The sequence below is a fragment of the Streptomyces sp. NPDC012935 genome, from assembly GCF_042900345.1.
Classification (GTDB): Bacteria; Actinomycetota; Actinomycetes; order Streptomycetales; family Streptomycetaceae; genus Streptomyces.
The window spans coordinates 412,423-436,095 of the sequence record NZ_JBIBBC010000005.1 but is presented as its reverse complement, the minus strand read 5'-3'; the positions used below and the strand labels follow the sequence as shown (position 1 = coordinate 436,095).

Annotated in this window: 21 protein-coding genes and 1 riboswitch; of the genes, 9 read left to right on the top strand and 12 right to left on the bottom strand. The window is 71.9% G+C overall.

All coding sequences use genetic code 11. From position 1 onward, the window contains the following. Positions 1-57: 57 nt before the first annotated feature. From pknB to thiO, 4 genes are all read right to left on the bottom strand, one after another. The gene (gene pknB / locus ACFY5C_RS16160) at positions 58-2,001 is read right to left on the bottom strand and encodes a Stk1 family PASTA domain-containing Ser/Thr kinase (protein WP_389444751.1); all 1,944 of its coding nucleotides are present in this window, start codon (positions 1,999-2,001) and stop codon (positions 58-60) included. A 131-nt stretch (positions 2,002-2,132) separates the two neighbouring features. After that, complete coding sequence (locus ACFY5C_RS16155; RefSeq protein WP_389444749.1) at positions 2,133-2,927, bottom strand: thiazole synthase; 795 nt, start codon at positions 2,925-2,927, stop codon at positions 2,133-2,135. A gap of 3 nt (positions 2,928-2,930) precedes the next feature. Continuing rightward, complete coding sequence (gene thiS, locus ACFY5C_RS16150; RefSeq protein ID WP_389444748.1) at positions 2,931-3,143, bottom strand: sulfur carrier protein ThiS; 213 nt, start codon at positions 3,141-3,143, stop codon at positions 2,931-2,933. Next, on the bottom strand, positions 3,140-4,306 hold the full coding sequence (gene thiO / locus ACFY5C_RS16145) for a glycine oxidase ThiO (RefSeq protein WP_389444747.1): 1,167 nt from the start codon (positions 4,304-4,306) through the stop codon (positions 3,140-3,142). The genes thiS and thiO overlap by 4 nt, the downstream gene beginning before the upstream one ends. Continuing rightward, positions 4,304-4,415, bottom strand: a riboswitch (TPP riboswitch). It overlaps the preceding gene by 3 nt. A gap of 52 nt (positions 4,416-4,467) precedes the next feature. On the opposite strand from thiO, the gene ACFY5C_RS16140 reads away from it, so the two are divergent. The 6 genes from ACFY5C_RS16140 (at position 4,468) to ACFY5C_RS16115 (ending at position 9,815) form a co-directional block, all read left to right on the top strand. Further along, positions 4,468-4,842 (top strand): hypothetical protein, encoded by a 375-nt coding sequence (locus tag ACFY5C_RS16140; RefSeq protein ID WP_389444745.1) that lies wholly within the window; start codon positions 4,468-4,470, stop codon positions 4,840-4,842. Between the two features lie 32 nt (positions 4,843-4,874). Next, positions 4,875-6,104 carry an NAD(P)/FAD-dependent oxidoreductase gene (locus tag ACFY5C_RS16135; RefSeq protein ID WP_389444744.1) on the top strand — a complete coding sequence of 410 codons (1,230 nt, stop codon included), beginning with the start codon at positions 4,875-4,877 and terminating at the stop codon, positions 6,102-6,104. A gap of 76 nt (positions 6,105-6,180) precedes the next feature. Beyond that, positions 6,181-6,546, top strand: coding sequence for an Rv2175c family DNA-binding protein (locus ACFY5C_RS16130; protein ID WP_389444743.1), 366 nt, complete (start codon positions 6,181-6,183; stop codon positions 6,544-6,546). 507 nt (positions 6,547-7,053) lie between these two features. Further along, positions 7,054-7,716: a thiamine phosphate synthase gene (gene thiE, locus ACFY5C_RS16125; RefSeq protein ID WP_389444741.1), complete on the top strand. Its 663-nt coding sequence runs from the start codon at positions 7,054-7,056 to the stop codon at positions 7,714-7,716. A 143-nt stretch (positions 7,717-7,859) separates the two neighbouring features. Next, complete coding sequence (gene metF, locus ACFY5C_RS16120; RefSeq protein ID WP_389444739.1) at positions 7,860-8,783, top strand: methylenetetrahydrofolate reductase [NAD(P)H]; 924 nt, start codon at positions 7,860-7,862, stop codon at positions 8,781-8,783. Positions 8,784-8,840: 57 nt separating this feature from the next. Then, on the top strand, positions 8,841-9,815 hold the full coding sequence (locus ACFY5C_RS16115) for a hypothetical protein (RefSeq protein ID WP_389444738.1): 975 nt from the start codon (positions 8,841-8,843) through the stop codon (positions 9,813-9,815). Positions 9,816-9,845: 30 nt separating this feature from the next. On the opposite strand, the gene ACFY5C_RS16110 is transcribed toward ACFY5C_RS16115, so the two are convergent. The 5 genes from ACFY5C_RS16110 to ACFY5C_RS16090 all read right to left on the bottom strand — a co-directional run bounded on the left by ACFY5C_RS16110 (position 9,846) and on the right by ACFY5C_RS16090 (position 16,021). Continuing rightward, positions 9,846-11,366, bottom strand: coding sequence for a phytoene desaturase family protein (locus tag ACFY5C_RS16110; protein ID WP_389444736.1), 1,521 nt, complete (start codon positions 11,364-11,366; stop codon positions 9,846-9,848). Between the two features lie 161 nt (positions 11,367-11,527). After that, on the bottom strand, positions 11,528-12,142 hold the full coding sequence (locus ACFY5C_RS16105) for a DUF4126 domain-containing protein (protein WP_389444734.1): 615 nt from the start codon (positions 12,140-12,142) through the stop codon (positions 11,528-11,530). A gap of 396 nt (positions 12,143-12,538) precedes the next feature. Beyond that, positions 12,539-13,168, bottom strand: a complete 630-nt coding sequence (locus tag ACFY5C_RS16100) for a TetR/AcrR family transcriptional regulator (protein ID WP_389444733.1) — start codon at positions 13,166-13,168, stop codon at positions 12,539-12,541. A gap of 23 nt (positions 13,169-13,191) precedes the next feature. Next, on the bottom strand, positions 13,192-15,276 hold the full coding sequence (locus ACFY5C_RS16095) for a YhgE/Pip family protein (protein ID WP_389444731.1): 2,085 nt from the start codon (positions 15,274-15,276) through the stop codon (positions 13,192-13,194). After that, positions 15,248-16,021 carry an ATP-binding cassette domain-containing protein gene (locus tag ACFY5C_RS16090; RefSeq protein WP_389444729.1) on the bottom strand — a complete coding sequence of 258 codons (774 nt, stop codon included), beginning with the start codon at positions 16,019-16,021 and terminating at the stop codon, positions 15,248-15,250. The genes ACFY5C_RS16095 and ACFY5C_RS16090 overlap by 29 nt, the downstream gene beginning before the upstream one ends. A 166-nt stretch (positions 16,022-16,187) precedes the next feature. Between ACFY5C_RS16090 and ACFY5C_RS16085 the strand changes: the two genes are divergently transcribed. From ACFY5C_RS16085 to ACFY5C_RS16075, 3 genes are all read left to right on the top strand, one after another. Then, positions 16,188-16,784, top strand: coding sequence for an SAV_6107 family HEPN domain-containing protein (locus ACFY5C_RS16085; protein ID WP_389444727.1), 597 nt, complete (start codon positions 16,188-16,190; stop codon positions 16,782-16,784). Between the two features lie 291 nt (positions 16,785-17,075). Further along, positions 17,076-17,903 carry a methyltransferase gene (locus ACFY5C_RS16080; protein ID WP_389444725.1) on the top strand — a complete coding sequence of 276 codons (828 nt, stop codon included), beginning with the start codon at positions 17,076-17,078 and terminating at the stop codon, positions 17,901-17,903. A 291-nt stretch (positions 17,904-18,194) separates the two neighbouring features. Beyond that, positions 18,195-18,587: a DUF3040 domain-containing protein gene (locus ACFY5C_RS16075; RefSeq protein ID WP_389444722.1), complete on the top strand. Its 393-nt coding sequence runs from the start codon at positions 18,195-18,197 to the stop codon at positions 18,585-18,587. A gap of 158 nt (positions 18,588-18,745) precedes the next feature. On the opposite strand, the gene ACFY5C_RS16070 is transcribed toward ACFY5C_RS16075, so the two are convergent. Genes ACFY5C_RS16070 through ACFY5C_RS16060 form a run of 3 tightly spaced genes read right to left on the bottom strand, consistent with a single transcriptional unit; the run spans position 18,746 to position 23,540 of the window. Then, complete coding sequence (locus ACFY5C_RS16070; protein WP_389444720.1) at positions 18,746-21,130, bottom strand: DUF3488 and DUF4129 domain-containing transglutaminase family protein; 2,385 nt, start codon at positions 21,128-21,130, stop codon at positions 18,746-18,748. After that, positions 21,127-22,500, bottom strand: a complete 1,374-nt coding sequence (locus ACFY5C_RS16065; protein WP_389444719.1) for a DUF58 domain-containing protein — start codon at positions 22,498-22,500, stop codon at positions 21,127-21,129. Before ACFY5C_RS16065 ends, ACFY5C_RS16070 begins: the two co-directional genes overlap by 4 nt. After that, positions 22,497-23,540 (bottom strand): AAA family ATPase, encoded by a 1,044-nt coding sequence (locus tag ACFY5C_RS16060; RefSeq protein ID WP_389444717.1) that lies wholly within the window; start codon positions 23,538-23,540, stop codon positions 22,497-22,499. Before ACFY5C_RS16060 ends, ACFY5C_RS16065 begins: the two co-directional genes overlap by 4 nt. Positions 23,541-23,673: the final 133 nt, after the last annotated feature.

The following is a 23,673-nucleotide window of genomic DNA, read 5'->3' as shown; positions in this document are numbered from 1 at the left end:
ATGCCCGCGGGCTGGCCAACTGCGATGCCTGCTGCTGACCGCCCGCCGGAGCGCCCGTCACCGGATGGTGATCGTGATCGTCGATCCCTTCGGCGCCGTCTCCCCGCCCTCCACGGATTGCTTCTTGACGGTGTCGCCGAACAGGCCGAGCAGGCCGCGGTCCTCGTCCACCTGGAAGCCGGCGGACTCCAGTGCGGCCGTGGCGTCGTCGACGCTGTCGCCGACCACGTCCGGGACCTCGATCATCTCGGGGCCCTTGGACAGGGTCAGCGTCACCGTGTCGCCCTCGGCGGCCTGCCTGCCCTCCGCCGGCGACTGCTGGGCGACCTGGCCCGCGTCGAACTCGGAGTTGACCCGCGCGGCGGCGACCTTCACCTTCAGGCCGGCTTCCGCCAGGTCGGCCTTCGCGTCGGCGAGGCTGCTGCCGGTGACGTCCGGGATGTCGACCGGGGCGCCCTTGCTGACGGTGAGCGCGACCGCGGAGCCGGAGCGGACCTTGGTGCCGTTGCCCGGCTCCGAGGAGATCACGAAGCCCCTGGGGACGTCGTCGTTGAACTCCCGGATCACCCTGCCCGGTTCGAGGCCGCCGTCCTTGAGCACGGTCCGGGCCTTGTCCAGCTTGTAGCCCTGGAGGTCGGGCACCTTCACCGTCTCCGGTCCCATCGACATGACCAGGTTCACGGAGTCGTTGTGCCGGATGCGGGCGCCTGTGTCCGGGTCCGTGCTGATGACGGTGCCGCGCTTGACGGTGTCGCTGAACGCGCGCTCCACCTTGCCGACCTCGAGCCCGGAATCCCCCAGCCGGTCCCGGGCCTGCGCCTCGGTCTTGGACAGCAGCGGCGGGACCTTGGTGAACTGGCCGGAGTTGATGTACCAGATGCCGGCACCGAGGCCGAGCGCCAGCAGTACGGCGGCGACGATGACGAGCGGCCCGCGCGGAGCGCGCGACGTCCGTGACCGGCGCCGGGGCGGCAGGGGTGGCGGCGACTCCAGCCGGCTGGTGCGGTTGAAGACGGCCTCGCGCTCCGGCTCGTCCTCGTTCACGGGCAGCGGACGCTGGATGTTCAGCGCACGCGGGATCACGCTCGTACGGTCGTCGGCGTTGCTGTGCTCCGCCGTGAGTGCCTGCGGCGGCACCGCGTCCAGCTGGTCCGCGCTCAGGGCGGCACGAGTGTCCCGGGCCTGCGCGAGCAGGGCCACGGCGTCGTACGGGCGGATGTCCGGGGTGCGCGCGGTGGCCGACGCGACCAGCGCGTCGAGCTCGTACGCCAGCCCCGGCACGATCACGGAGGGCGGCGGGACGTCCTCGTGCAGGTGCTTGTAGAGCACCACGGCGGGAGAGTCCCCGTCGTGCGGCTTGTCGCCCGTGAGCATCTCGTAGAGCACGACACCGCACGCGTACACGTCGACACGGGCGTCGGCGGCGCCGGGCTGCTCTATCTGCTCGGGCGCGAGATAGGAGACGGTGCCGAGCACGGCACCGGTGGTGCTGGTCACGGTGTCCACGGACCGTACGAGCCCGAAGTCGGCGACCTTGACCCGGCCGTCGTCCCCTATGAGCACGTTCTCCGGCTTCATGTCCCGGTGCACGAACCCGGCGCGGTGCGCGGCCCCGAGCGCGGCGAGCACCGGCTCCAGGATGTCGAGGGCGGCCCGGGGCTGGAGAGCCCCGCGCTCGCGCAGTACGTCACGCAGCGTGCAGCCCGCGACGTACTCCATGGCGAGATAGACGTACGACCCGTCGGTGCCCTGGTCGAAGACCTGCACCACGTTCGGGTGCGCCAACCGGGCGACGGACTTCGCCTCCCGGATGAACCGGTCGACGAACACCCCGTCGACCGCCAGGGCGGGATGCATCACCTTGAGCGCGAGCACACGGTCGAGGCGGGTGTCCACGGCCCGGTAGACCGTGGCCATCCCGCCGACCGCGATCCTCGCGTCCACGCGATACCGGCCGTCGAGCACCTGCCCGACCAGAGGGTCTTGAAGGGTCGTATCCACGCAGGTGAGTGTACGAGCCGACACTGACACGGCTCCCGCCTCGGCCAGGATCGGGGCGGGACTGAAGCTGACCTGTGACGGACGCCTCATTGGCCGAAGACTTTCCATCGAACGTGCGTTCAGGACTGCTTTCAGAACGCGGGCCGCTCCGGGTCCAGCCTCGCCAGGCCCTCGACGGGCGACGATGCCTCCGCGAAGTGCCGCATCGGAATCCTCCCCGCCCGGTGGGCCAGCCTCCCGGCCTCCACCGCATGACGCATCGCGTCGGCCATCAGCACCGGCTCCTGCGCCCGCGTCACCGCTGAGGCGAGCATCACACCCGCGCACCCCAGTTCCATCGCGAGCGCCGCGTCCGACGCCGTACCTGCTCCCGCGTCCAGGATCACCGGCACGCGCGCGTGCTCAGTGATCAGCTGGAAGTTGTGCGGATTGCGGATGCCGAGCCCGGAACCGATCGGCGACCCCAGCGGCATGATCGCCGCACAGCCGGCATCCTCCAGCTTCCGCGCCAGCACGGGGTCGTCGTTGGTGTACGGCAGCACCGTGAACCCGTCGTCCACCAGCGTCTCCGCCGCGTCCAGCAACTCGATCGGGTCCGGCAGCAGCGTCCGCTCGTCGGCGATGACCTCCAGCTTGATCAGATCCGTACCGAGGGCCTCGCGCGCGAGGCGGGCCGTCAGCACGGCCTCTCCCGCTGTGAAGCACCCCGCCGTGTTCGGCAGCACCCGGATTCCGAGCTTCTCCAGCACCGACAGCACCGAGCCGTGCACCGACGCGTTCACCCGCCGCATCGCGACCGTCGTCAGCTCCGTCCCGGACGCCACCAGCGCCCGCTCCAGCACGTCGAGGCTGGGCGCCCCGCCGGTGCCCATGATCAGGCGGGACGTGAAGGACGTACCCCCGATGACAAAGGGATCGTCGGCCATGGTTCAGCCTCCTTGGACGGCGGTCAGGACTTCGACGCGGTCCCCCTCGGAGAGGGACGTCGACGGCCACTGCGTGCGCGGGACGACGGTTTCGTTGAGGGCGGCGGCCACTCCGGAGGGCGCCGCGGTGAGGGACTTCACGAGCGCGTCGAGAGCCGTGCCCGGCTCGATCTGCCGACGCTCGCCGTTGACCGAGATGGTGACCGGGAGGCTCATACGGGCTGCTCCGTGAGTGCGGCGGCGCCGAAGCGCCTGGGGGTGAAGGCGCGGGCCTCGTCCGGGAGCTCACCGGTGGTCAGGACGTGTGCCATGGCGTCGCCGGTGACCGGCGTGAGCAGCACGCCGTTGCGGTAGTGCCCGGTGGCCATCGACAGCCCCTCCAGCTCGGTAGGGCCGAGCAGCGGAGCGTTGTCGGGGGAGGCGGGGCGCAGGCCGGCCCGCGTCTCGGTGAGCGGCAGCTCGGTGATGCCCGGCACCAGCTCGTGCGCGTCACGCAGCAGCTCGTAGACCCCGCCCGCGGTCACCGTGGTGTCCCAGCCCAGCTCCTCGCTCGTCGCCCCGACGACCAGCTCCCCGCTCTGGCGCGGCACCAGATACACCTGGCTGCCCCGCACCACGGCCCGCACGGTCCGGCTCAGGAACGGCGCGTACCGCTTCGGCACGGTCAGCCGCAGCACCTGCCCCTTCACGGGGCGTACGGGCGGCAGTACGGCGTCCGGAACCCCGGGCAGACGCCCGCTGAGGCTGCCGGCCGCGAGGACGACCTGGTCCGCGCGCAGCTCGGTGCCGTCCGCCGTGGTGACCCCTGCGGCCCGGTCCCGTACGACGTCGAAGCGCTCGGCCCAGGCCCGGTGGAAGACCACTCCGGCCCGCTCGCACGCGACCACCAGCGCCCCGGACAGCCGCCGCGGGTCGATCTGGTGGTCGCCGTCCACCCGCAGCCCGCCGCGCACACCCGGCGCGAGCATCGGCTCCAGGCGCCGGCACTCCCGCCCGGACAGCCACTCGGAGTCCAGCCCGGACCGGCGTTGCAGGGCGTGCAGGTCGCGCAGATGGGCACGGTCGTCCGCGTCCATCGCGACGGCGAGCGTGCCGCACCGGCGGTAGCCGAGGTCATGTCCGGTCAGGTCGGACAGCTCGGCCACGAAGTCCGGGTAACGGCCGGCCGAGGCGAGGTTCAGACCGAGCAGGGTCTGCTCGCCGTAATGCAGTTCTGTGACGGCGGCCAGCATCCCGGCCGCCACCTGGGCGGCGCCGCCACCAGGATCGGGGTCCACGACTGCCGTCGTGAGCCCGCGCCCAGCGGCCCGCCACGCCGTGACCAGGCCGATGATGCCGCCCCCGATGACGAGGACGTCTGTGGTTCGCGTACGCGACATGGGCGTCCAGCCCCTCCCTTCGCCGGCATGACCCGGATCAGGTTCGTACGGTCGGAGGCCGCCAGCCTCCCTCTCAGCCCGGTGCGTCCGGGCTCCCGCGAGTGCTCTACGTTGGCCACCCTAGCCCGCCGCCGTAAGTCTCAGTAAGGGAGCCCGTGCCCATGGCCCGCTCGCTCGACGGTCTCGTTTTCGCCCCTGTCGCGGACCAGGCCCCCGGTCAGGTGGGTACGCGCACCCGGTTCACGTACCACGAGAAGGACGGCGGGATCTGGGCCGAATACGCAGGTGGCGACATCGCGCGCGGCCATCTCGTGGGCACCAGGGAAGGCGACCGGCTGGACTTCCGGTACGTGCAGCTCAAGAGGGACGGAACGACGTCGTCGGGGCACTGTGTGTCGACGGTGATCGAGCTTCCCGACGGGCGGGTGCGGCTGGAGGAGACCTGGGAATGGGAGTCGCAGTCGGGCAGCGGGACCAGCGTGGTGGAGCAGCTTCCGGCCGAGGTTGTGCAGCAGGTCACTGAGCACGCCCCCTGACTGACAAATAGTCAGTTGTCTATGGTGATCAGGTGAGCGAGCAGACGCAGCAACGGGGCACGTCAGCGGCACGCCGTGTGGTCGTCGCCGGCGCCGGCATGGCCGGCGTGCAGACGGCGGTCGCCCTGCGGGAACAGGGTTTCACCGGCACCGTCACACTGATCGGCGCCGAGCCCCACCAGCCCTACGACAGGCCGCCTCTGTCCAAGGCCGTGCTGCTCGGCAAGGCCGAGGGCTCCGCCTTCGACGTCGACTTCGAGGCGCTCGGTGTCGAACTCCAGCTGGGGCGCGAGGTGCTGGGCGTGCGCCCCGCCGAGCACGTACTGGACACCGAGGCCGGGCCCGTCCCGTACGACGTCCTCGTCCTCGCCACCGGAGCCGAACCGATCCGGCTGCCGGGAGCGGAGGGTGTGCCCGGAGTGCATCTGCTGCGCACCCTGGACGATGCCGAGCGGCTGCGGCCCGTGCTGGCCCGGCAGCACGACATCGTGGTCGTCGGGGCGGGCTGGATCGGCGCGGAGTTCACCACGGCGGCCCGCGAGGCGGGCTGCGCGGTGACGGTCGTGGAGGCCGCCGACCGGCCGCTCGCGGGTGCGCTGCCCGCGGAAGTGGCCGCGCCCATGACCTCCTGGTACGAGGACAGCGGGACGGCGCTGCGTACGCACGCGCGCGTGGAGCGCGTCGAGCCCGGCGAGGTGATCCTCGACGACGGCTCGCGGGTGGCCGCCGGCGCGGTCGTGGTGGGCATCGGGGCGCGGCCCGCCACGGCCTGGCTGGCCGACTCCGGCATCGAGCTCGGGGTGCAGGGCGATGTCGTGGCCGACGAGCGCCTGCGCACGTCCGTACCGGACGTCTACGCGGTCGGCGACTGCGCCTCCTTCCCGTCGGGACGGTACGGCGAGCGCCTCCTGGTCCACCACTGGGACAACGCTCTCCAGGGCCCGCGCACGGTCGCCGCGAACATCCTCGGCGAGAGCTCCGCGATCTACGACCCCGTGCCGTACTTCTGGTCCGAGCAGTTCGGCCGCTTCGTCCAGTACGCCGGCCATCACGCCGCCGCCGACACGCTGCTGTGGCGCGGCGACCCGTCGGGCCCGGCCTGGACGGTCTGCTGGCTGCGGGGTGACCGGCTCGTCGCCCTGCTGGCGGTGGGCCGACCCAGGGACCTGGCGCAGGGCCGACGGCTGATCGAGGCGGGCACGCCGGTGAACGCGGAGCTGCTGCGGGATCCGGGGCGGCCGATGAAGGCGGCGGTGGCGTAGCACGTCACCCCAACAGGTCCTCCCAGGTGGACCGGCCTGGCTTCCGACTGTCAGTGGCAGATGGCAGGCTTGTTCCGTGACCGAGATTGACGCAAAAACCGATGCTCTCGTCCCCGCCTGGCTCACCCTCCCCGACATCGCCGAAATGCTCGGCGTCGAGGTGACCCGCGTCCGGCAGCTGGTCAAGGACGGCCAGCTCATCGCCGTACGCCGTGGTGAGAACCGCGCGCTACACGTCCCCGCCGCCTTCATCGACGAGGACAAGGTCGTCAAGGGTCTGTCCGGGACCCTGACGCTCCTGCGGGACGACGGCTTCACGGACGAAGAGATGCTGGAGTGGCTCTTCACCCCCGACGACAGCCTGCCCGGCACCCCCGCGCAAGCCCTCAGCGAGAATCGCGGCACGGAGGTGAAGCGCCGCGCCCAGGCGCTCGCCGTCTGAGTCCGAACCCACCGATCCGAACATCGTCGGGCGCACCGGCCGGGGCCGCCCCATAGGCCACGGCCGCGGCCGGTCGCGGCCCGGGGCCGGGAGCGGGATGCGCGTGGCGCACGGTGACAAGTGGCGTGCAATGGCGTGGGGCGGCGGGGAGAACCCGCCGCTTCCCGTTCCGGACCGTGGGCCGGCTCGTAGGCCACCGGGGCGACGGCGTCTCCGCGAGCGCGGGGGACTCGGCCGTCCGGGCCGACACGGGGCGGCCGACATGGGCCGGCGGCCCCTGCCGCCGGCCGGCGGGTGCCGCACTGAGGCCGAAGCCTTCGCCGAAGGGCGCCGTCCCAAGGCTCGGGACCGGGCCTCGCCCGCAGTCGCGGCTGGGTACCGTGCCACCGCGCCCCGGCCCACCACACCCCACCGCTCCGCGACGTCGCGCTCCGCTCCGGCTACCGTGCCACCGTCCGCCACCGCCCGACTTCACCCGTCCGGCAACCCGACCACAGGGGGCACCGTATGTCCGACACCGACACCGCAGGCACCGCCCGCGCCCAGCTCGCCGACGCCCGGCTCTACCTCTGCACCGGCGCCCGCAAACAGCAGGGCGACCTCGCGGAGTTCCTGGACGCCGTGCTGGCGGGGGGCGTCGACATCGTGCAGTTGCGGGACAAGGGCATGGAGGCGGCCGAGGAGCTGGAGCATCTGAAGGTCTTCGCCGACGCCTGCGCCCGGCACGGCAAGCTGCTCGCGGTCAACGACCGTGCCGACGTGGCCCACGCCGCCGGCGCCGACGTCCTGCACCTCGGCCAGGGCGACCTCCCCGTAGCCGCGGGCCGCGCGATCCTCGGCAGTGAGGTCCTCATCGGCCGCTCCACGCACTCCGAGTCCGAGGCCTCCGCGGCCGCCGTCCAGGAGGGCGTCGACTACTTCTGCACGGGTCCGTGCTGGCCCACCCCCACCAAGCCCGGCCGCCACGCGCCGGGTCTCGACCTGGTCCGCCACACGGCCGCTCTCGGCACCGACCGCCCCTGGTTCGCCATCGGCGGCATCGACCTCGCCAACCTCGACCAGGTGCTGGAGGCGGGCGCCGGCCGCGTCGTCGTCGTACGGGCGATCACGGAGGCGGACGACCCGGGCGCGGCGGCGGCGGAATTCGCCAAGCGGCTGCGGCAGGGATAGTCCCCGGGCAGTCCCCCGCCTCCGCACCGCTGGACGCCCCGGATTTCCTGACGTTTGTCCAAGGCGTGGACAACAACCCGGCAAATCGGGCAAATGTCCGGCGTCCGGTTGGGGGACCGGGGCCCCCTGACTAACCTGCGAGTATGGCCCTCGGCACCGCATCCATCAGGTCGGACCACGCTCGTACCGTGCGCGAGATGCTCGCGACCGGAAAGACGACGTATTCCTTCGAGTTCTACGCACCCAAGACCCCGAAGGGCGAGCGGAACCTGTGGAACGCGCTGCGCCGGGTCGAGGCCGTAGGACCCGACTTCGTCTCCGTGACCTACGGCGCGGGCGGTTCCACCCGTGCGGGCACGGTCAAGGCGACCGAGGCGATCGCCTCGGACACCACCCTCACCCCGATCGCCCACCTCACCGCCGTCGACCACTCGGTGGCCGACCTGCGTAACATCATCGGGCAGTACGCCGACGCCGGGATCCGCAACATGCTCGCGCTGCGCGGCGACCCGCCCGGCGACCCGCTGGGCGAGTGGGTGCCGCACCCCCGGGGTCTGGCCTACGCCGCCGAACTCGTCGAACTGATCAAGGCGTCCGGCGACTTCTGCGTCGGCGTCGCGGCCTTCCCCGCGATGCACCCGCGCTCCGCCGACTGGGACGCGGACGTCCGTCACTTCGTCGACAAGTGCCGGGCCGGCGCGGACTACGCGATCACGCAGATGTTCTTCGAACCGGAGGATTACCTGCGCTTGCGCGACCGAGTGGCTGCCGCGGGCTGCGACACCCCGATCATCCCGGAGATCATGCCGATCGCCAGCGTAAAGACGCTGGAGCGCATCCCCTCCCTCACCAACGCGGCCTTCCCGGCCGCCTTGAAAGAGCGGATCCTCACAGCCAAGGACGATCCCGCGGCTGTACGCTCCATTGGCATCGAGTTCGCGACGGAGTTCTGCGCGCGGCTGCTCGCCGAAGGAGTGCCCGGTCTGCACTTCATCACGCTCAACAACTCCACAGCTACCTTGGAAATCTACGAAAGCCTGGGCCTGCACCACCCACCGCAGGCCTAGACCGGTCGTCCTGATATACGTCACACTGCGTAGGCGGCCACTGGGAGAGGGGCGTACATGGGCTGGACGGTCCTCTACATCGCGTTCGGCGTCGTCGCGCTGTGGCTGCTTGGCGAGGTGCTGCTGCAGTACAAGGCGCGGCTGCGCTGGCGGCTGCTCGCCTTCGTCGGGTTCCTCGGCGTCGTGGTCGGCGTGCTGATTCCTTCCGTCATCGTCATCGGTCTGGGAGCGGCGGCGTTCGCTGTCGGCCAGACCTACGTCACGCTGTCGTTCCGCCGAGGCTTCTCGGCCGGCTGGGCGGTCTCCGCGCCGGCCCTGGGCCCGCTGGCAGCCGCCAAGCGCCGCCGCGACGAGCCCGACCGCCAGGAACCCACCCTTGAGGTCTCCGACCTTGAGGCGGCCGAGGGCGGCTACGCGGGCAACGACGCCAAGTACGGCCAGGACAGTGTCGGTTACGGCCACGACGACTACGACCGCGACGACGTGTTCACCCCGTCACGCGCCGCTCAGCCCACCGCCGCCGAGACGACCTCCGTGTACGAGCCGCAGCCCCTGCCGGACGACACGGGCTCCTACGGCATATACGGCGGCGACCCCGCCTACGCCGCCGCGGACCAGAACTACGCAGCCACGGGACAGCCCCACGACCAGTACGCGACGGCCGACCAGAGCTACGCGTACGACGGCTACAGCGGCTACGACCAGCAGCAGTACGGCTACGACACGACCGGCCAGCAGCAGTACGCCGCCTACTCCGACCCGTACATCGGCACCCAGACCTACGGCGACGCCTCCTACGACGCCTATGGCCAGCAGCAGTACGGCCAGCAGGGCTACACCCAGGACCAGTACGCCACCGGCACCTACGGCGAGACCCCTTCCGGCGGCGTCTGGGTCCCGCAGCAGCGCACCGACGAGGCGTACGGCGGCGAACTCCCGCCCGAGCAGCAGTACCCGTACCAGGGCGACGGCCAGCAGCACGGGCAGGGCCAGGGGCACGGGCAGGGTTACGACGAGCAGTACCGTTTCTGACGGTCACGCCCGGCGCGGCTCACGCCCGGGTCACTGAGAGCCCCGGAACTCGGGCCCCTCCACGATCAGTCCCGCCACCAGCGCGCCCGACATGCCGGCGTGGGGGAGCCCGCCGCCCGGGTGGGACCAGCCGCCGACCGTGAACAGTCCGGATACGGCCGTGCTGTTGGACGGATGCAGCAGACGCCCCTGTGTCGCGGCCAGCGCGGGTGCCGGAACCGCTCCGCCCTCCGCGCCGGTCTCCTGCGCGATGTCGGCCGGCGTACGCACCTCGTGCCAGAGGAGCCGGTCACGCAGGTCCGGGACGGCACGCTCCGCGACCGTGATCAGGTCCTCGGCGTGCCGGGCGAAGACCTCCGATTCCGCCCAACTCCGGTCAGGTTGTGCCGGCACCGTCGAAGTGACCGTGATCGCCTCATGCCCGGCGTCCGGAACCAGCGCCGGGTCGTCGGGCCGCAGGACGGTGACCGTGGCCCGGGCGGCCATGCCCCCGGCCGTTCCGAACAAGGCGTCCAGCTCGGCCTCACGGTCCTCCGCGTGCACCACAGTTCGGTGCGCCGTACCTTCCGGCCGGGCCCCGCGCAGCGCCAGCAGCACCGTCAGACGGCTCGCCGACTCGCGTTGGGGCGCGATCTCGCCCTCGCCCTCGCCGCGAGGCGCCGTGCCCCGGACGAGGCGGTCCAGCACTCCGGGGGCGACCCCGGAAACCACGAAGTCGGCCTCCACCACCGAACCGTCGGCCAGTTCGAGGCCCGCCGCCCGGCCGTCCTTCTCCAGGACTGCCAAGACCTCGGCGCCGAAGCCGAACTCGACCTTGCGGGCCACGCACCGCTCGTAGACTGCCCGCGCCAACTCCCGTATGCCGCCCCGCACATACCAGATCCCGAACGCGTGCTCCAGGTACGGCAGCACCGCCGCGCTCGCCGGCGTCTCGCGCGGATCCAGGCCGTACGCGAGCGCGTGGCTCTCCAGCAGGGCCACGAGCCGGGGATCGCGCAGCTCCCAGGCCCCGACCTCGGCGAGGGTGCCGGCCCGGCGGGTGCGCAGGAGCCGCTTGTGGGGGACCGCGGGGTAGGGCTCGCGCTCGGCCAGCACCTGCCAGTTCGGCCACAGGGGCTCCTCCAGCAAGGGTCTGCGCGTGCGGTCCCAGGCCTCGCGGGCGCGGACCAGGAAGTCGCCCCAACGGCCGCCCGTGCCGGCGCCCAGCGCTTCGTCGAGGGCGGTCACGACGCCCGCGCGCGAGGCGTTCGGAAGCCGCACCTCGGTGCCGTCCGCGAAGACGTGCCGCGCGGACGGGTCGACCTGGACCAGCTCGACGCACGCCTCCAGGGGCTCCTTGCCGGTCTTGATGAACAGATCGCGGTACACGGCGGGGAGGGGGAGCAGTCCCGGGCCCGTGTCGAACCCGAAGCCGTCGCGCTCGAAGCGGCGCACCGCTCCGCCGTACGTCTCCGTACGCTCGTACACCGCCACCCGGTGGCCCGCGACGGCGAGCCGGGCAGCGGCCGCCATCGCGCCCATCCCGGCGCCGATCACCGCAATCCTTGCCATGCGTGGGACTTTACTTGGGCCTGCCTTGCGATGTTCGCGCCGGTCATTGCGGCTGACCTGCTTGTCTGCCGGGGGTCCGGGGGGTTATCCCCCGGGGAATGCAGCATCGGCCGCCACTGACAACGGCTCCCTGACCTCGGGCGCACGGGCAGCGGGCGGCCTCAGCCGGGCCGTTGCCCCACCGCCTGGGCGAGCCGCTTCTCCTCCCGGCGCTCCGCCCTGCGGCGCAGGAAGCGACGGATCCGGGAGACCAGGAAGAGCAGCAGCAACAGCCCGCCGAGCAGCAGGACGCCCGCGATGACGGCCGCGGCTACGGGGTGGAAGATCGCCAGGGTGATGAGGGCGCCGACCCCGAGGTCCTCGGCGATGCTCACCACGATGTTGCTGAACGGCTCCGGCGAGGTGTTGACCGCCATCCGCGTGCCCGCCTTGACCAGGTGGCTCACCAGCGCCGTGGAACCGCCGACCGCGCCTGCCGCCAGTTCGGGCAGCGACCCGCTCTGCCCGGCGAGCAGCGCGGCCACGACCGCGCCCGCAACCGGCCGGATCACGGTGTGCACCGAGTCCCACGCCGAGTCCACGTACGGGATCTTGTCGGCGACGGCCTCGCAGAGGAACAGCACACCGGCCGCGATCAGTACGTCGGGCCGTTGCAGCGCCTCGGGCACCTCGTCGCTCAGCCCTGTCGCGCCGAACACGCCGAGCAGCAGGACCACGGCGTAGGAGTTGATGCCGCTGGCCCAGCCGCTGGTGAAGATCAAGGGAAGTATGGACACGGACGCGATCGTAACCAGTCGGCAACGGCAGGGCTTGGGGATGAGTGCGCAGTTCTGAGTACGCGTACCTAGTCGGTGAGTTGAGTACGCGCGCGGATGGGGCGCGACCTGCCTGAACGAGAGAGTGGGGGCACGGAGAAGGGGATCGGCTCCGGCACCGGCGACACGGGGCGCCGGAATCGGAGCGGGCCCCGGATCCGCTCCTTCCGCCGGCCCGGCGTCGGCGGGAGCGAGACGGGGGACCCGGGGGAACGTCCGGACGGGGGTCCAGGGGGGACACGGGGGAGTACGGGGGAAACGGGGGAGCAAGAGAAGGCGCCGGTTCGACAGTGGCCCGCGGGGGACGCGGCCACCGTCGGACCGGCGCTTTTTCGTGTGCCTGCGACGCCTGCCGCGTCAGGGGCGCCCGCTCACCCGGCCCTGCAGCAGCCGGGACAGCGCCGAGTGCACGTCGTCCAGGGAGCGCTCCGGCTGGAACGACTTCCAGTCCAGCGCGGCCACCAGGACCATGCCGACCAGGGCGGCGGCGGTCAGCTGGACGTCGATCTCCTCGCTGAACTCGGCGTTGTCCACGCCCTCGCGCAGCACGCCCTCGACGACCGCCACGGCCTGCTGCCGGACCACCATCAGCGTGGACTGCCATGCTCGGTTCGTCCGCCACAGCTCGGCGACGTAGAGCTGGGTGAAGGACGGGTAGCGGTCGATGAAGACCAGCCCCGCGCGGATCATCGCGTCCAGGGCGTCCACCTTGGTGCCGCCGTCCCGCGCGGTCTTCTCGGCCGCCTCCCGCAGGGACGCGGTGAGGAGTTCGACCCCGTGGCGCAGCAGTTCCTCGAAGAGGACCGACTTGCTGGCGAAGTTGTAGTAGACCGTGCCCTTCGCCACCCCGGCCCGTTCGGCGATCTCGTCAACGGTGGTGGCGGAGAAGCCCTGTTCGGCGATGAGCGTGACGGCCGCCTCGTAGAGCTTCTGCCGGGTGGCCTCACGGCGCGTGCTGCCGCCCGACGCGGCGTTGCTGCTTTCCATGGGCCTGATTGTGCCGCGCGCGTTCACAGGGTCAGCTCCGGGTGCAGCCGGTCGAGTGTCCACACCTGCCGGCGACGGGCCGACAGGGCGGTCAGCGCGAGGGCGGCCGCGGTGAAGGCGGTGAGCACCACGCACGCGTGCCACACCGGTTCCAGCCCGCCGCCCGTGATGAGCCTCCTGAGTGCCTCCACGACGTAGCTCATCGGCAGGAAGGGGTGCAGCGCGTTGAAGAAGCCCGGGCTGGTCTGCACCGGGTAGGTACCGCCCGCGGACGTCAACTGCAGCATCAGGAACGCCAGGACAAGAATCCGGCCCGCGGCGCCGAAGCGCGCGTTCAGCCACTGCACGATCGCCGCGAAGCACGCCGTCACCAGGAACAGGAAGCCCACCGTCCCGGCCGCCCGCACCATCTGCAGCCCGACCGCCCAGTGCAGCACCGACATCAGGGCCACCGTCTGCAGCACCCCGATCGCCACCACGGGCAGCCAGCCGGCCAGCGCGATCCGCCACGCCGAGGCGCCCGCTGCGAGCGCGCGCCGGTTCATCGGCGTGATCACCATGTACGCCACCATCGCGCCCACCCACAGGGACAGCGGGATGAAGTACGGAGCGAATCCGGTGCCGTAGTTGGGCGCCTTGTGCATGTCCCGGGAGACGAGCTGGACCGGGTCGGACATGACCTCGGTGCGCTGTTCGCGGGCCTTCTTGTCGTAGTCGGGGATCTGCTCGGCGCCGTCGTGCAGCCCGTCCGAGAGCTTCCCGGAGCCGTCGACGAGCTTGTAGATGCCGCCGTTGAGGTCGACCGCGCCGGACTTGAGCTCACCCACGCCGGTGTCCAGGTCCACCGCGCCGGACTTGGCCGAGCCGAGGCCCGAGTGGAGTTTCTTGGCTCCTGCGGCGACCTTGCCGGCCCCCTGGTTCAACTTGTTGATCCTCGCGACGGCGTCGTCGAGGTCCTCGGAGAGGCGCGGTGCGCGGTCGGCGAGCGCCTGGGACTGCTTCTGGAGGGTGGCGAGGTGCTTGTCGAGCTTCTTCAGGTCGCCGTCCTGGTCGGCGATCAGCGTGTTGAGGTCGTCGGCGATCACCGCCACGTCCGCGGCCGACTGCTTCGCCTTCTTCAGGTCGGAGCAGGCCGGGTCGGGCAGTACCGGGTCCTCACAGCGCGCCTTGTAGATGAGGTTCAGCGCGTCGGACGCCGTATGGGCGCCCTTGGCGGCGCCTGGAGCGCGCTCGACCAGGTCGTCGAGGTTGTTGCGGATCGCGCCCGAGGTGTCGGCGACCAGCTGGGCGGTGTCCCCGATGGTCTTCTCGTTGTCCTTCAGGAACGGCCCGATCTTCTTGTCGACCCCGTTGACCCTGTCGGCCAGCGTCTGCGTCCCCTCGGCGACCCGCCTGGAGCCGTCCTCCAGGTCGCCCGCGCCGGTGTTGAGCTTCTTCAGGCCCGTGGACAGCTTGCCGCTGCCCTTCTTGGCGTCCTTCAGCCCGTCGGCGAGGTCCTTGGAGCCCTTCTCCGCCTTCCCGATGCCGCCTTCGAGCTTGTCGGCGCCGTTCGCGGCCTTGACCGTCTTGCCGTGGATGTCGGAGAACGACACGAAGATCTTGTCCAGGAAGGAACGCGACGCCTTCGTGGACGCCGCCTCGCGCACCTCACCGAAGACCGTCCGCGAGATCTGTCCGACGATGTAGTTGTTGGCGTCGTTCGTACGCACCTGAAGAGCGCCCGTCTCCGGGGAGTCACCCGAACTGGAGGCGATCCGCTCACTGAAGTCCGCAGGCATGGTCAGCGACAGGTAGTAGGTGCCGTCCTCGACGCCCTTGCGGGCCTCGGCGGCACTCACCTCCCGCCAGTCGAAGACGTCGCTCTCGCGCAGCCCCTTGGTGATGTCGTCGCCGGCGGCGAGCTTCCTGCCCTCGACGCTCGCCCCCTTGTCGTCGTTCACGAGTGCCACGGGGATGCGGTCCAGACGGCCGTACGGGTCCCAGAACGACCACAGGTACAGGGCGCCGTACAGCAGGGGCAGCACCAGCAGCGCCACCAGGGCGGCACGCGGCAGCTTCCCCCGCCCGAAGCGCCTCAGCTCAAGCGCGGCCAGCCTCGGCGAGCGCATCGGCGGCCTCCTCTCCGTCGGTTTCCTCGGGCGTGGGTGCGGCGTCGGCCGCCTGGGTCGACACCTTGACGGTCCCGTCGGGGCCCTCGCTGCACACCGCCACGACCGTGGTCCCGGCCTCGGCGATCGACTTCAACAGCGCCCAGACCTCCACCCGTTCGGTGTCCGAGAGCTTGAGGTCGGTGTCGTCGACACCGAGCACGCGCGGGCGCGCGATGAGGGCCAGCGCGACGGACAGCCGCAGCGCCTCAAGCCGCTCCAGATCCCGTACGGCCGTACGCGAGCCCTTGGGCAGTGAGTCCAGGTCGAGCCCCGCCGCCGTCAGCGCGGCGTCGATGCGCTGCCGCTCCCCGGCCCTCCGCTCGCCGCGCGGCCGCAGCAGCCCGCGCAACGAGTCGCCGAACCGCCGCTGCAGCAGCGCCCGTTCGCGCAGATGCTCGGCGACGGTCAGGGCCGGGTCCAGGTCGGTCACACCCGGGACATGGGCCAGGGCGCTGACGCGCCGTACCGCCGCCATGCGCTTGGGCACTTCGGCCCCGTCCACGGTGGCGGACCCCTCGGTGGGCTTCATCCGCCCGGTGAGCGCGAGCAGCAGACACGTACGGCCGCTGCCGGACGGCCCCTCGATCGTGATCAGCGAGCCGGCCTCCGCCTCGAAGGAGACCCCGCGGAATGCCCATCCGCGGGGCCCTTCGAGGCCGAGACCCCGGGCCGTGACGCCGGTCGCGGCCACGGTTCCCCCCATCCCTGCCCCCTCTTTTGAACTGACTGGTCAGTGCAAAAGTTAGCCCGAACTCTCGATCGAAGCAAAATCCCAGGTCAGAACGGATTGTCAGTGCCATACCTCACGATGGGCACATACGGCATCCCGTATCGGGGCGTGCCGTCACACAGACGACAGGAGGTTCGTCATGGCCAGCTATCACGCAGCAGCCGCCCGCCGGCGCCGCGCCACCGGCCCTGCCCCCTCACTGACCGGCCCGGCGAGCGACGTGCACCCCGTGCTCCGCCGGACCACGGCCCCGCCCGCCGCCCTCGACCTGCTCGCCCAGGCCCGTGCCGGACTGGACGAAACCGCCGTGCTGGAAACGTCGAACGAGCGCTACGCCACAGCCCACCTCGCCGCCCTGCGCATCGCCGCCGCCGTGCTGGCCGCACGGGGGCGCCCGGAGCCCAGTCCCAGGCGCCGGGCCCGCATCAGGAGCGCCTGGGAAGTGCTCCCCGAGATCGCGCCCGAACTCGCCGAGTGGAGCGCGCTGTTCGCCTCCGGCGCCCGGCGCCGCGCCCGGGCCGAGGCGGGCATCCAGGGCGCGGCCAGCCGCCGGGACGCCGACGACCTGATACGCGACGTGGCGATGTTCCTGCGCCTCGTCGAGCGGATGCTGGTGCTCCAGCCGGTCCTGCCGCAGCCGCGACCGGACATGGACGTGACGGACATGGACGTGACGGACGGTGAGGGGGCCGACGGCTCGCGTCACGCGCGGGACGACATGCCGGACGCGGGCTGAGGGCGGATCGGAGGGTCGGGGCCTGTGCGGGGGTGTTACCGGGGCTCCGGCGCCGGACGAGGGTCCCCGCCATCCGCCCGCGAAGTCCCCCGGTCCGGGCACGCCCTGGGCTGCACCGTCCGGCCGGCGAGACGGCCGGCGTCCCACGGCACCGCGATGGCCGGGCGGGCCGCCGTAGGCAATAGGGTGGAGGGCGCCTGAAGCCTTCCCCTCCCGTGACCGGGCGGCCGGGAGGCAGCCCGTTCCGCTCCGCCGTGCAGACGGTGGTGCCGCGCCGAGGAGTCAAACGCCGTGTCGGACCCGATGCGCCCGCCCGTCTCCCACCACCACCCACAGGGGACGTCGCTGCGCTCCGGCGCCTCTCAAACCCGCGCCTCTCTCCGTACCGCCGTGGTCTGGGAGGTCCTCCAGGACGCCCTGGACCGCCGGGTCAAGGCCACGGGGCGGCAGGCGCTGGACGTCCTGGACACCGGGGGCGGCAGCGGCAACTTCGCCGTGCCCCTCGCCCGCCTCGGTCACCGCGTCACCGTCGTCGACCCCAGCCCGAACGCGCTCTTCGCCCTGGAGCGACGCGCCGCCGAGGCCGAGGTCGCCGAACGGGTGCAGGGCGTCCAGGGCGACGCCCACGGCCTCTTCGACGTGGTCGAGCGCGGCGGGTACGACGTCGTGCTGTGCCACGGCGTCCTGGAGTACGTCGACGACCCCGCCGAGGGCGTCCGCAACGCCGTGGCCGCCCTGCGCGCCGAGGGCGTCCTCAGCCTGCTCGCCGCCGGTCTGGGGGGCGCCGTGCTGGCGCGGGCCCTCGCCGGACACTTCAAGGAGGCCAAGCAGGCCCTGGAGGACCCGGACGGCCGCTGGGGCCAGGGTGACCCGGTGCCGCGCCGTTTCACCGCCGAGCAGCTCACCGGGCTGGTCGAGGGCGCCGGCCTGCGGGTGGGGGCCGTGCACGGGGTACGGGTCTTCGCCGACCTGGTCCCGGGCGTGCTGGTGGACACCGAGCCCGGCGCGCTGGAGGCGCTGCTGAAGCTGGAGGAGGCCGCGGCAGAGCTGTCCGCCTTCCACTCCGTGGCCACCCAGCTCCACGTGCTGGGCGAGACGCGGGAGACCGCCGAGGCCTGAGCCGCTCTCCGTGAGCGGACCCACGGGTGCGCCGTTGATCAGGGGCTTGGCTGCACATGGAGTACGCCACAGGCCCCCCGATCGGGCGCGCGGCGCCGTATGATCGAGGGAGACCGTTCCGGCATGACGGGTCGGCCGCTGGGGAATGCAGATCTCAGCGAGTCGGGACGTCCATGACGGAGCCCGGTTGGCCAATTGGCGTAGAGGGGCGGGTTTCACGGGGGCGATTCCCTGCCTATCCTGAAGGGACCCCCCGGGTCGCCCCGGCGACTGCACGATGAGGAGGACTCCGTGCCGCTCTCGGAGCACGAGCAGCGAATGCTCGAGCAGATGGAGCGAGCGCTGTACGCCGAAGATCCCAAGTTCGCGACAGCGCTTGAGGGAAGCGGGCTGCGTACGTACACCCGGCGACGGGTCTACCAGGCGGTCGCGGGCTTCCTCGTAGGTATCGCGCTCCTCATGGCTGGAATGGTCGCCAAGCAGGTGTGGCTGAGCGTGGTGGGCTTCCTCGTCATGCTGGGCTGTGCGGTACTCGCCGTGACCGGCTGGCGCAAGGCCCCCAAGCCGGGCGAGCAGCCCGCCGGCGGTCAGCAGGCACACCGCCAGCCACGTCAGAAGCGCTCCATGATGGACCGTATCGAACAGCGCTGGCAGCGCCGCCGCGACGAACAGGGCGGCCATTAGCTCGACGAGCAGCTCCTGAACAGACGCAGGGGGTGACCACCGGTTCGGTGGTCACCCCCTGACGTGTGCCTACGTCCCCTGACGTGTGCCTACGCTGGCTGACGTGTGCCTACGTCCGGCTGGGTGAGCCGGGGCCCCGAGGCCGGGGCCCCGGCCGGTCACCCCCGCTGCCCCGGCGTGGAGGGCCTGCGCAACGTCGGGCGGGCCGCTGCGGCGCGCCGCTTGACATCGGTCCACCACTCCGACAAGGCCCAGGCGACCCGCGCGCTGGAGCGTGGGGCCAGACGGGCGCGCAGGTTGGTCGTCCAGGGGGACTTGGACTCGAGATCGGACAGGACGCCGCGGACGTCCTCAGCGAGGCCGGCCGGCGGGCGGGGGGTGGGGGCGTAGAGGACCTGTTCCACCGCGTCGGCCACCCGGTGCACCGAGGCCGCGGCCGGTGGGTCGAGATGGCCCAGACGGACGATGCGGGCAGCGGTCTTGCGGGGGGTCTGGGAGTCGTCAGGGGAGATGCCGAAGTCCCAGGCGGTGTCCGTGAGTTCCTGCCAGACCGCCAGCGTGTGGAGCGATACGTCCGCCTCGGTGCGACCGTGACCTCCGAGCCGTACCGCTCTGGTCCGCAACCGCCACAGCATCGGTGCCAGGGGGATCAGCAGCGCCGCGGCCCCTCCGAGGGCCCAGGCCAGGATGACGTACCACTTCGGGCCGTCGTCGTCCGTGACGACCGCGGCCTCCGGGGACTCGCTCGCGCACAGTTGCGGGTTCTGCCCCGCGCAGCTCTCGCTCGTCGAGGGCGAGGCCGAAGGCCCCGTGCTGGCCGACTGCGAGGGCCGCGCAACGTCCGGCAATGTGGAGCCGGTCGTGTCCGACTGGGTGTAGGACGGCACCGAACCACGGGTCGGCGTCGGCTCGAAGCGGGTCCAGCCCACACCCTCGAAGTACAGCTCCGGCCAGGCGTGCGCGTCCTTCAGCCCCACCGAAACGGAGTTGTCGCCCTGCGGGGTGCCGGGCGCGAAGCCCACCGCCACCCGTGCCGGTATGTCCAGCGAGCGGGCCATCGCCGCCATCGCGAACGAGAAGTGGACGCAGAAGCCCTGCTTGTCCTTCAGGAAGCGGGCGATCGCCTGCCGGCCGCTGCCGACCTTGACGTTGGTGTCGTACTGGAAGCCGCCCGAGACGGCGAAGTACTCCTGGAGCTTGACGGCCTGCTCGTAGGGGTTGGCCGCCCCCTCGGTGACCTCGCGCGCGGTCCGGGCGACCACCGTGGGCAGAGTGTCGGGCAGCTCGGTGAACTCGCGCTTCAGGGCCGCGGGCGGCTCCGGTGCGTTGGCGAGCTGCTTCGCCGACGGCTGCACGTCGAGGCTGCGAACGGTGTACGTCGCCCCGCGTGTGGTCTGGCGGCGGTCGCCGACGACCGTCATGCCCAGCGGTTCGTACCGCCAGTTGCCCGCGATGTCGACGCCGCTGGGCGGGTACGGCATCGGCAGCCAGTTCTGCGCGTACCAGTCCGCGGCCGAGATGGTCGTCTCGACCTGTGAGCGCTGGACGTCCGGGCCGAGGCCGAAGGGTGTGGGGAACTCGTTCGGCACGGCCTGGATGCTGCGCTTGGCCGGCTGCCAGGTGGTGCCGTCGAAGTCGTCCAGGGAGACGATCCGCAGGTACATGTTCGACAGGTCGGCCGTGTCGGTCTTCAGGGACAGGACCTCGCGGTCCTCGTCCACGTTCAGGCTGTCGCGCAGCGACACCAGCGGGTTCACCGCCGAGATCGTGCCCCCTCTCCCGCTGCCGGAGCCGACCCCCGTGCCCGCGGGGTCCAGCAGGCCGCCGTTCATCGCGGGCAGGGTGAGCGGCACCGCCAGGGCGATGCCCAGCGCGACCACGCCGATGCGCCGGCCGGTGCGGACCGGCGCCACCGCGCCCGTCGGCTCCCCGCCCGGCGTTCGTGGCGCCCCGCCGAAGACCCGGCCCCACTGCGAAAGCCGGTCGCGTCCCTCGGCCAGGAGCAGCATCAGATAGCCCGCGGCGGCGACCAGGAACCACAGCCAGTCCGCCCCGCCCTCGGAGAGCCCGGCGGCGACGGAGTACAGCGCCAGCAGCGGCAGCCCGGCCGGTGCGGCGCTGCGGAACGTCACCGCCAGGGTGTCCACCGCCAGGCCGATGATCAGGACCCCGCCGATGAGCATCAGCCGGATGCCGTCCGACAGCGGCGCCGGAATCGAGTACCGGCTGACGTCGTCCGCGCCCGTCTGCAGCAGTTCGCCGAAGTGGGCGAACGCTTCGGGTCCGGGGATCACCCCGATGATCGCGTGCTCGTTGGCGAAGGTCAGGGTCAGCAGCATCAGGGCGACCAGGGCCTGCGCCGCCACCGTCAGGGGCCGGGCCAGCGGCACCCGCCGGGTCGCCATGCCCACGCCCGTCTGGATCGCCAGCAGGAAGATCGCCTGCAGCAGCCAGGTGACCGGGGAGACCAGGGGCAGCAGGGCGCAGGACGCCATCAGTGTGGCCGCCGCGGCGCTCAGCGCCATCCGTGTCCGCCCGCTCATGCCCGTCCCCCCTCGCCATACGCGCCACTGATCGCGGCCGCGTCCGTGCGCGCACGGTCCGCCTGGCGCCACAGCTCGTCCAGCGAAGCGCCCCGCGGCACGCTCAGGGCCGTCCAGCCCGCCTCCCGCAGCATCCGCAGCCGGTCCTCGCCCCTGTCCAACGCGCCGGGCACATCGGTGGGTTCCCGCACCCAGGACCCGCTGTCCAGCACGAAGGCCACCGCGCCGCCGCTGCGCTGCCGCATCTTGGCGGCCACGGTCGCCTGCTCCTCGTCGAGGTCGCCGAAGAAGGCGACCAGCAGCCCTTCGTTGCCGCCGCGCATGACGTCGTACGCCCGCGACAGACCCGTACCGTCCGAGTGGTCGATCACCGCGAGGGTGTCCATCATCAGCCCGGCCGCGTCTGCGGACTCCTGGCTCGCGCCCGCGAAACCGTCGGCGCCCTCGGCGGGCACCGAGCTGCCCGTGTCCGTCAGAAGCCGGACGGAGAAGCCCCGTTCGAGCATGTGGACCAGCACGGACGCGGTGCCCGACACGGCCCACTCGAACGCGGAGTCCGGGCCCGCGCCCTGGAAGGCAGGCCCACGGGTGTCCAGCAGGACGGTGCACCGGGCGCGCTGCGGCTGCTCCTCCCGGCGCACCATCAACTCGCCGTAGCGGGCGGTGGAGCGCCAGTGCACGCGGCGCAGATCGTCGCCGTAGCGGTAGCCGCGCGGGATCACGTCGTCCTCGCCGGCCAGGGCGAGCGAGCGGTGCCGCCCGTCGCCGTAGCCCTTCGCCTCGCCGCTGAAGCGCACCGATGGCAGCGGCTCCACGCGCGGGATGACCGTCAGGGTGTCGTGCGCCGAGAAGGAGCGGGTCAGCTCGCACATGCCGAACGGGTCGCTCAGGCGCAGCTGCAGCGGGCCCAGCGGATAGCGGCCGCGCAGGTCGGAGCGCACGCGGTAGGACACCTCGCGGCGGCCGCCCGCCTCCACCCGGTCCAGGACGAAGCGGGGGCGCGGTCCGAGGACGTACGGCACCCGGTCCTGGAGCATCAGCAGGCCCGTGGGCAGCCGGGAGACGTTGTCCATCCGCAGATGGACGCGGGCCTCGCTGCCGGCGGGCACCCGCGCAGGGGCGAGCCTGCGGCTGCCCGCGACCCGGTAGCGCGTGCGGTACAGCACCGTCGCGCAGACCAGCGGGAGCACGGCGAGGAGCAGCCCGACGCGCAGCAGGTCGCTCTGCCCGAGGACGTAGGAGCAGATGGCGGCCGCGATGCCGGCGGCCAGGAAGGAGCGGCCACGCGTGGTCAGACCGGCCAGTGCGGTGCGGACCCCGCTCTTCTCACCGCGGTCCGCCTCTGCCTGGCCGGTCCCACCTGAGGTCATCCGAGCCTCCGCGGCGGCTGCTGGCCGTACGTCGGAGTGCCCCGGCCGAGGCCCCCGAAGCCGGTCTGCTGCTGGGGCGCGGCGGGCACCGGGGTGCGCTGCATGATCTCCTGGACGACCTGCTCGGCAGTCCGCCGGTTCAGCTGGGCCTGTGCGGTGGGCAGCAGGCGGTGGGCCAGCACGGCCACGGCGAGGGCCTGCACGTCGTCCGGCAGCGCGTACTCCCGGCCGCTCAGGGCTGCTGACGCCTTCGCCGCGCGCAGCAGATGCAGCGTCGCGCGCGGCGAGGCGCCGAGTCTGAGGTCGGGGTGCGTGCGCGTGGCGGCGACCAGCTCCACCGCGTACCGCCGGACCGGCTCGGCGACGTGGACGCCGCGGACGGCGTCGATCAGCTTCACGATGTCGTGCGCGTGCGCCACCGGCTGGAGGTCCTCCAGCGGCGAGACACCGCCGTGCACGTCGAGCATCTGCAGCTCGGCCTCCACGCTGGGGTAGCCGACGGAGACGCGGGCCATGAAGCGGTCGCGCTGTGCCTCGGGCAGCGGATAGGTGCCCTCCATCTCGACCGGGTTCTGCGTCGCCACCACCATGAAGGGGCTCGGCAGCTCATAGGTCTGCCCGTCGATCGTGACCTGGCGCTCCTCCATGGACTCCAGCAGCGCGGACTGGGTCTTCGGCGAGGCGCGGTTGATCTCGTCGCCGATCACGATCTGAGCGAAGATCGCGCCTGGCTTGAACTCGAAGTCCTTGCGCTGCTGGTCCCAGATGGACACACCGGTGATGTCGGACGGCAGCAGGTCGGGCGTGAACTGGATACGCCGGACCGAACAGTCGATGGATCGTGCCAGCGCTTTGGCCAGCATCGTCTTGCCCACGCCGGGGACATCCTCGATCAGAAGATGTCCCTCGGCGAGCAGTACGGTCAGCGAAAGCCGTACGACCTCGGGCTTGCCCTCGATCACACCCTCCACCGAACTGCGGACACGCTCCGCAGTGGCGGTCAGATCAGTGAGGCTCGCTCGATCGTCATAGGTCGTCACCCGGCCCTCCTCGGCCCGTTCTTTCCGGGCCGACACGATGCGGACCGGCCCACCCCTGGAACACGGACACCACGCGTGAAACGTTCCGCGTGCTGCCACACTCGCATTCTTGCTGCCGTTACCGATTCGTGTC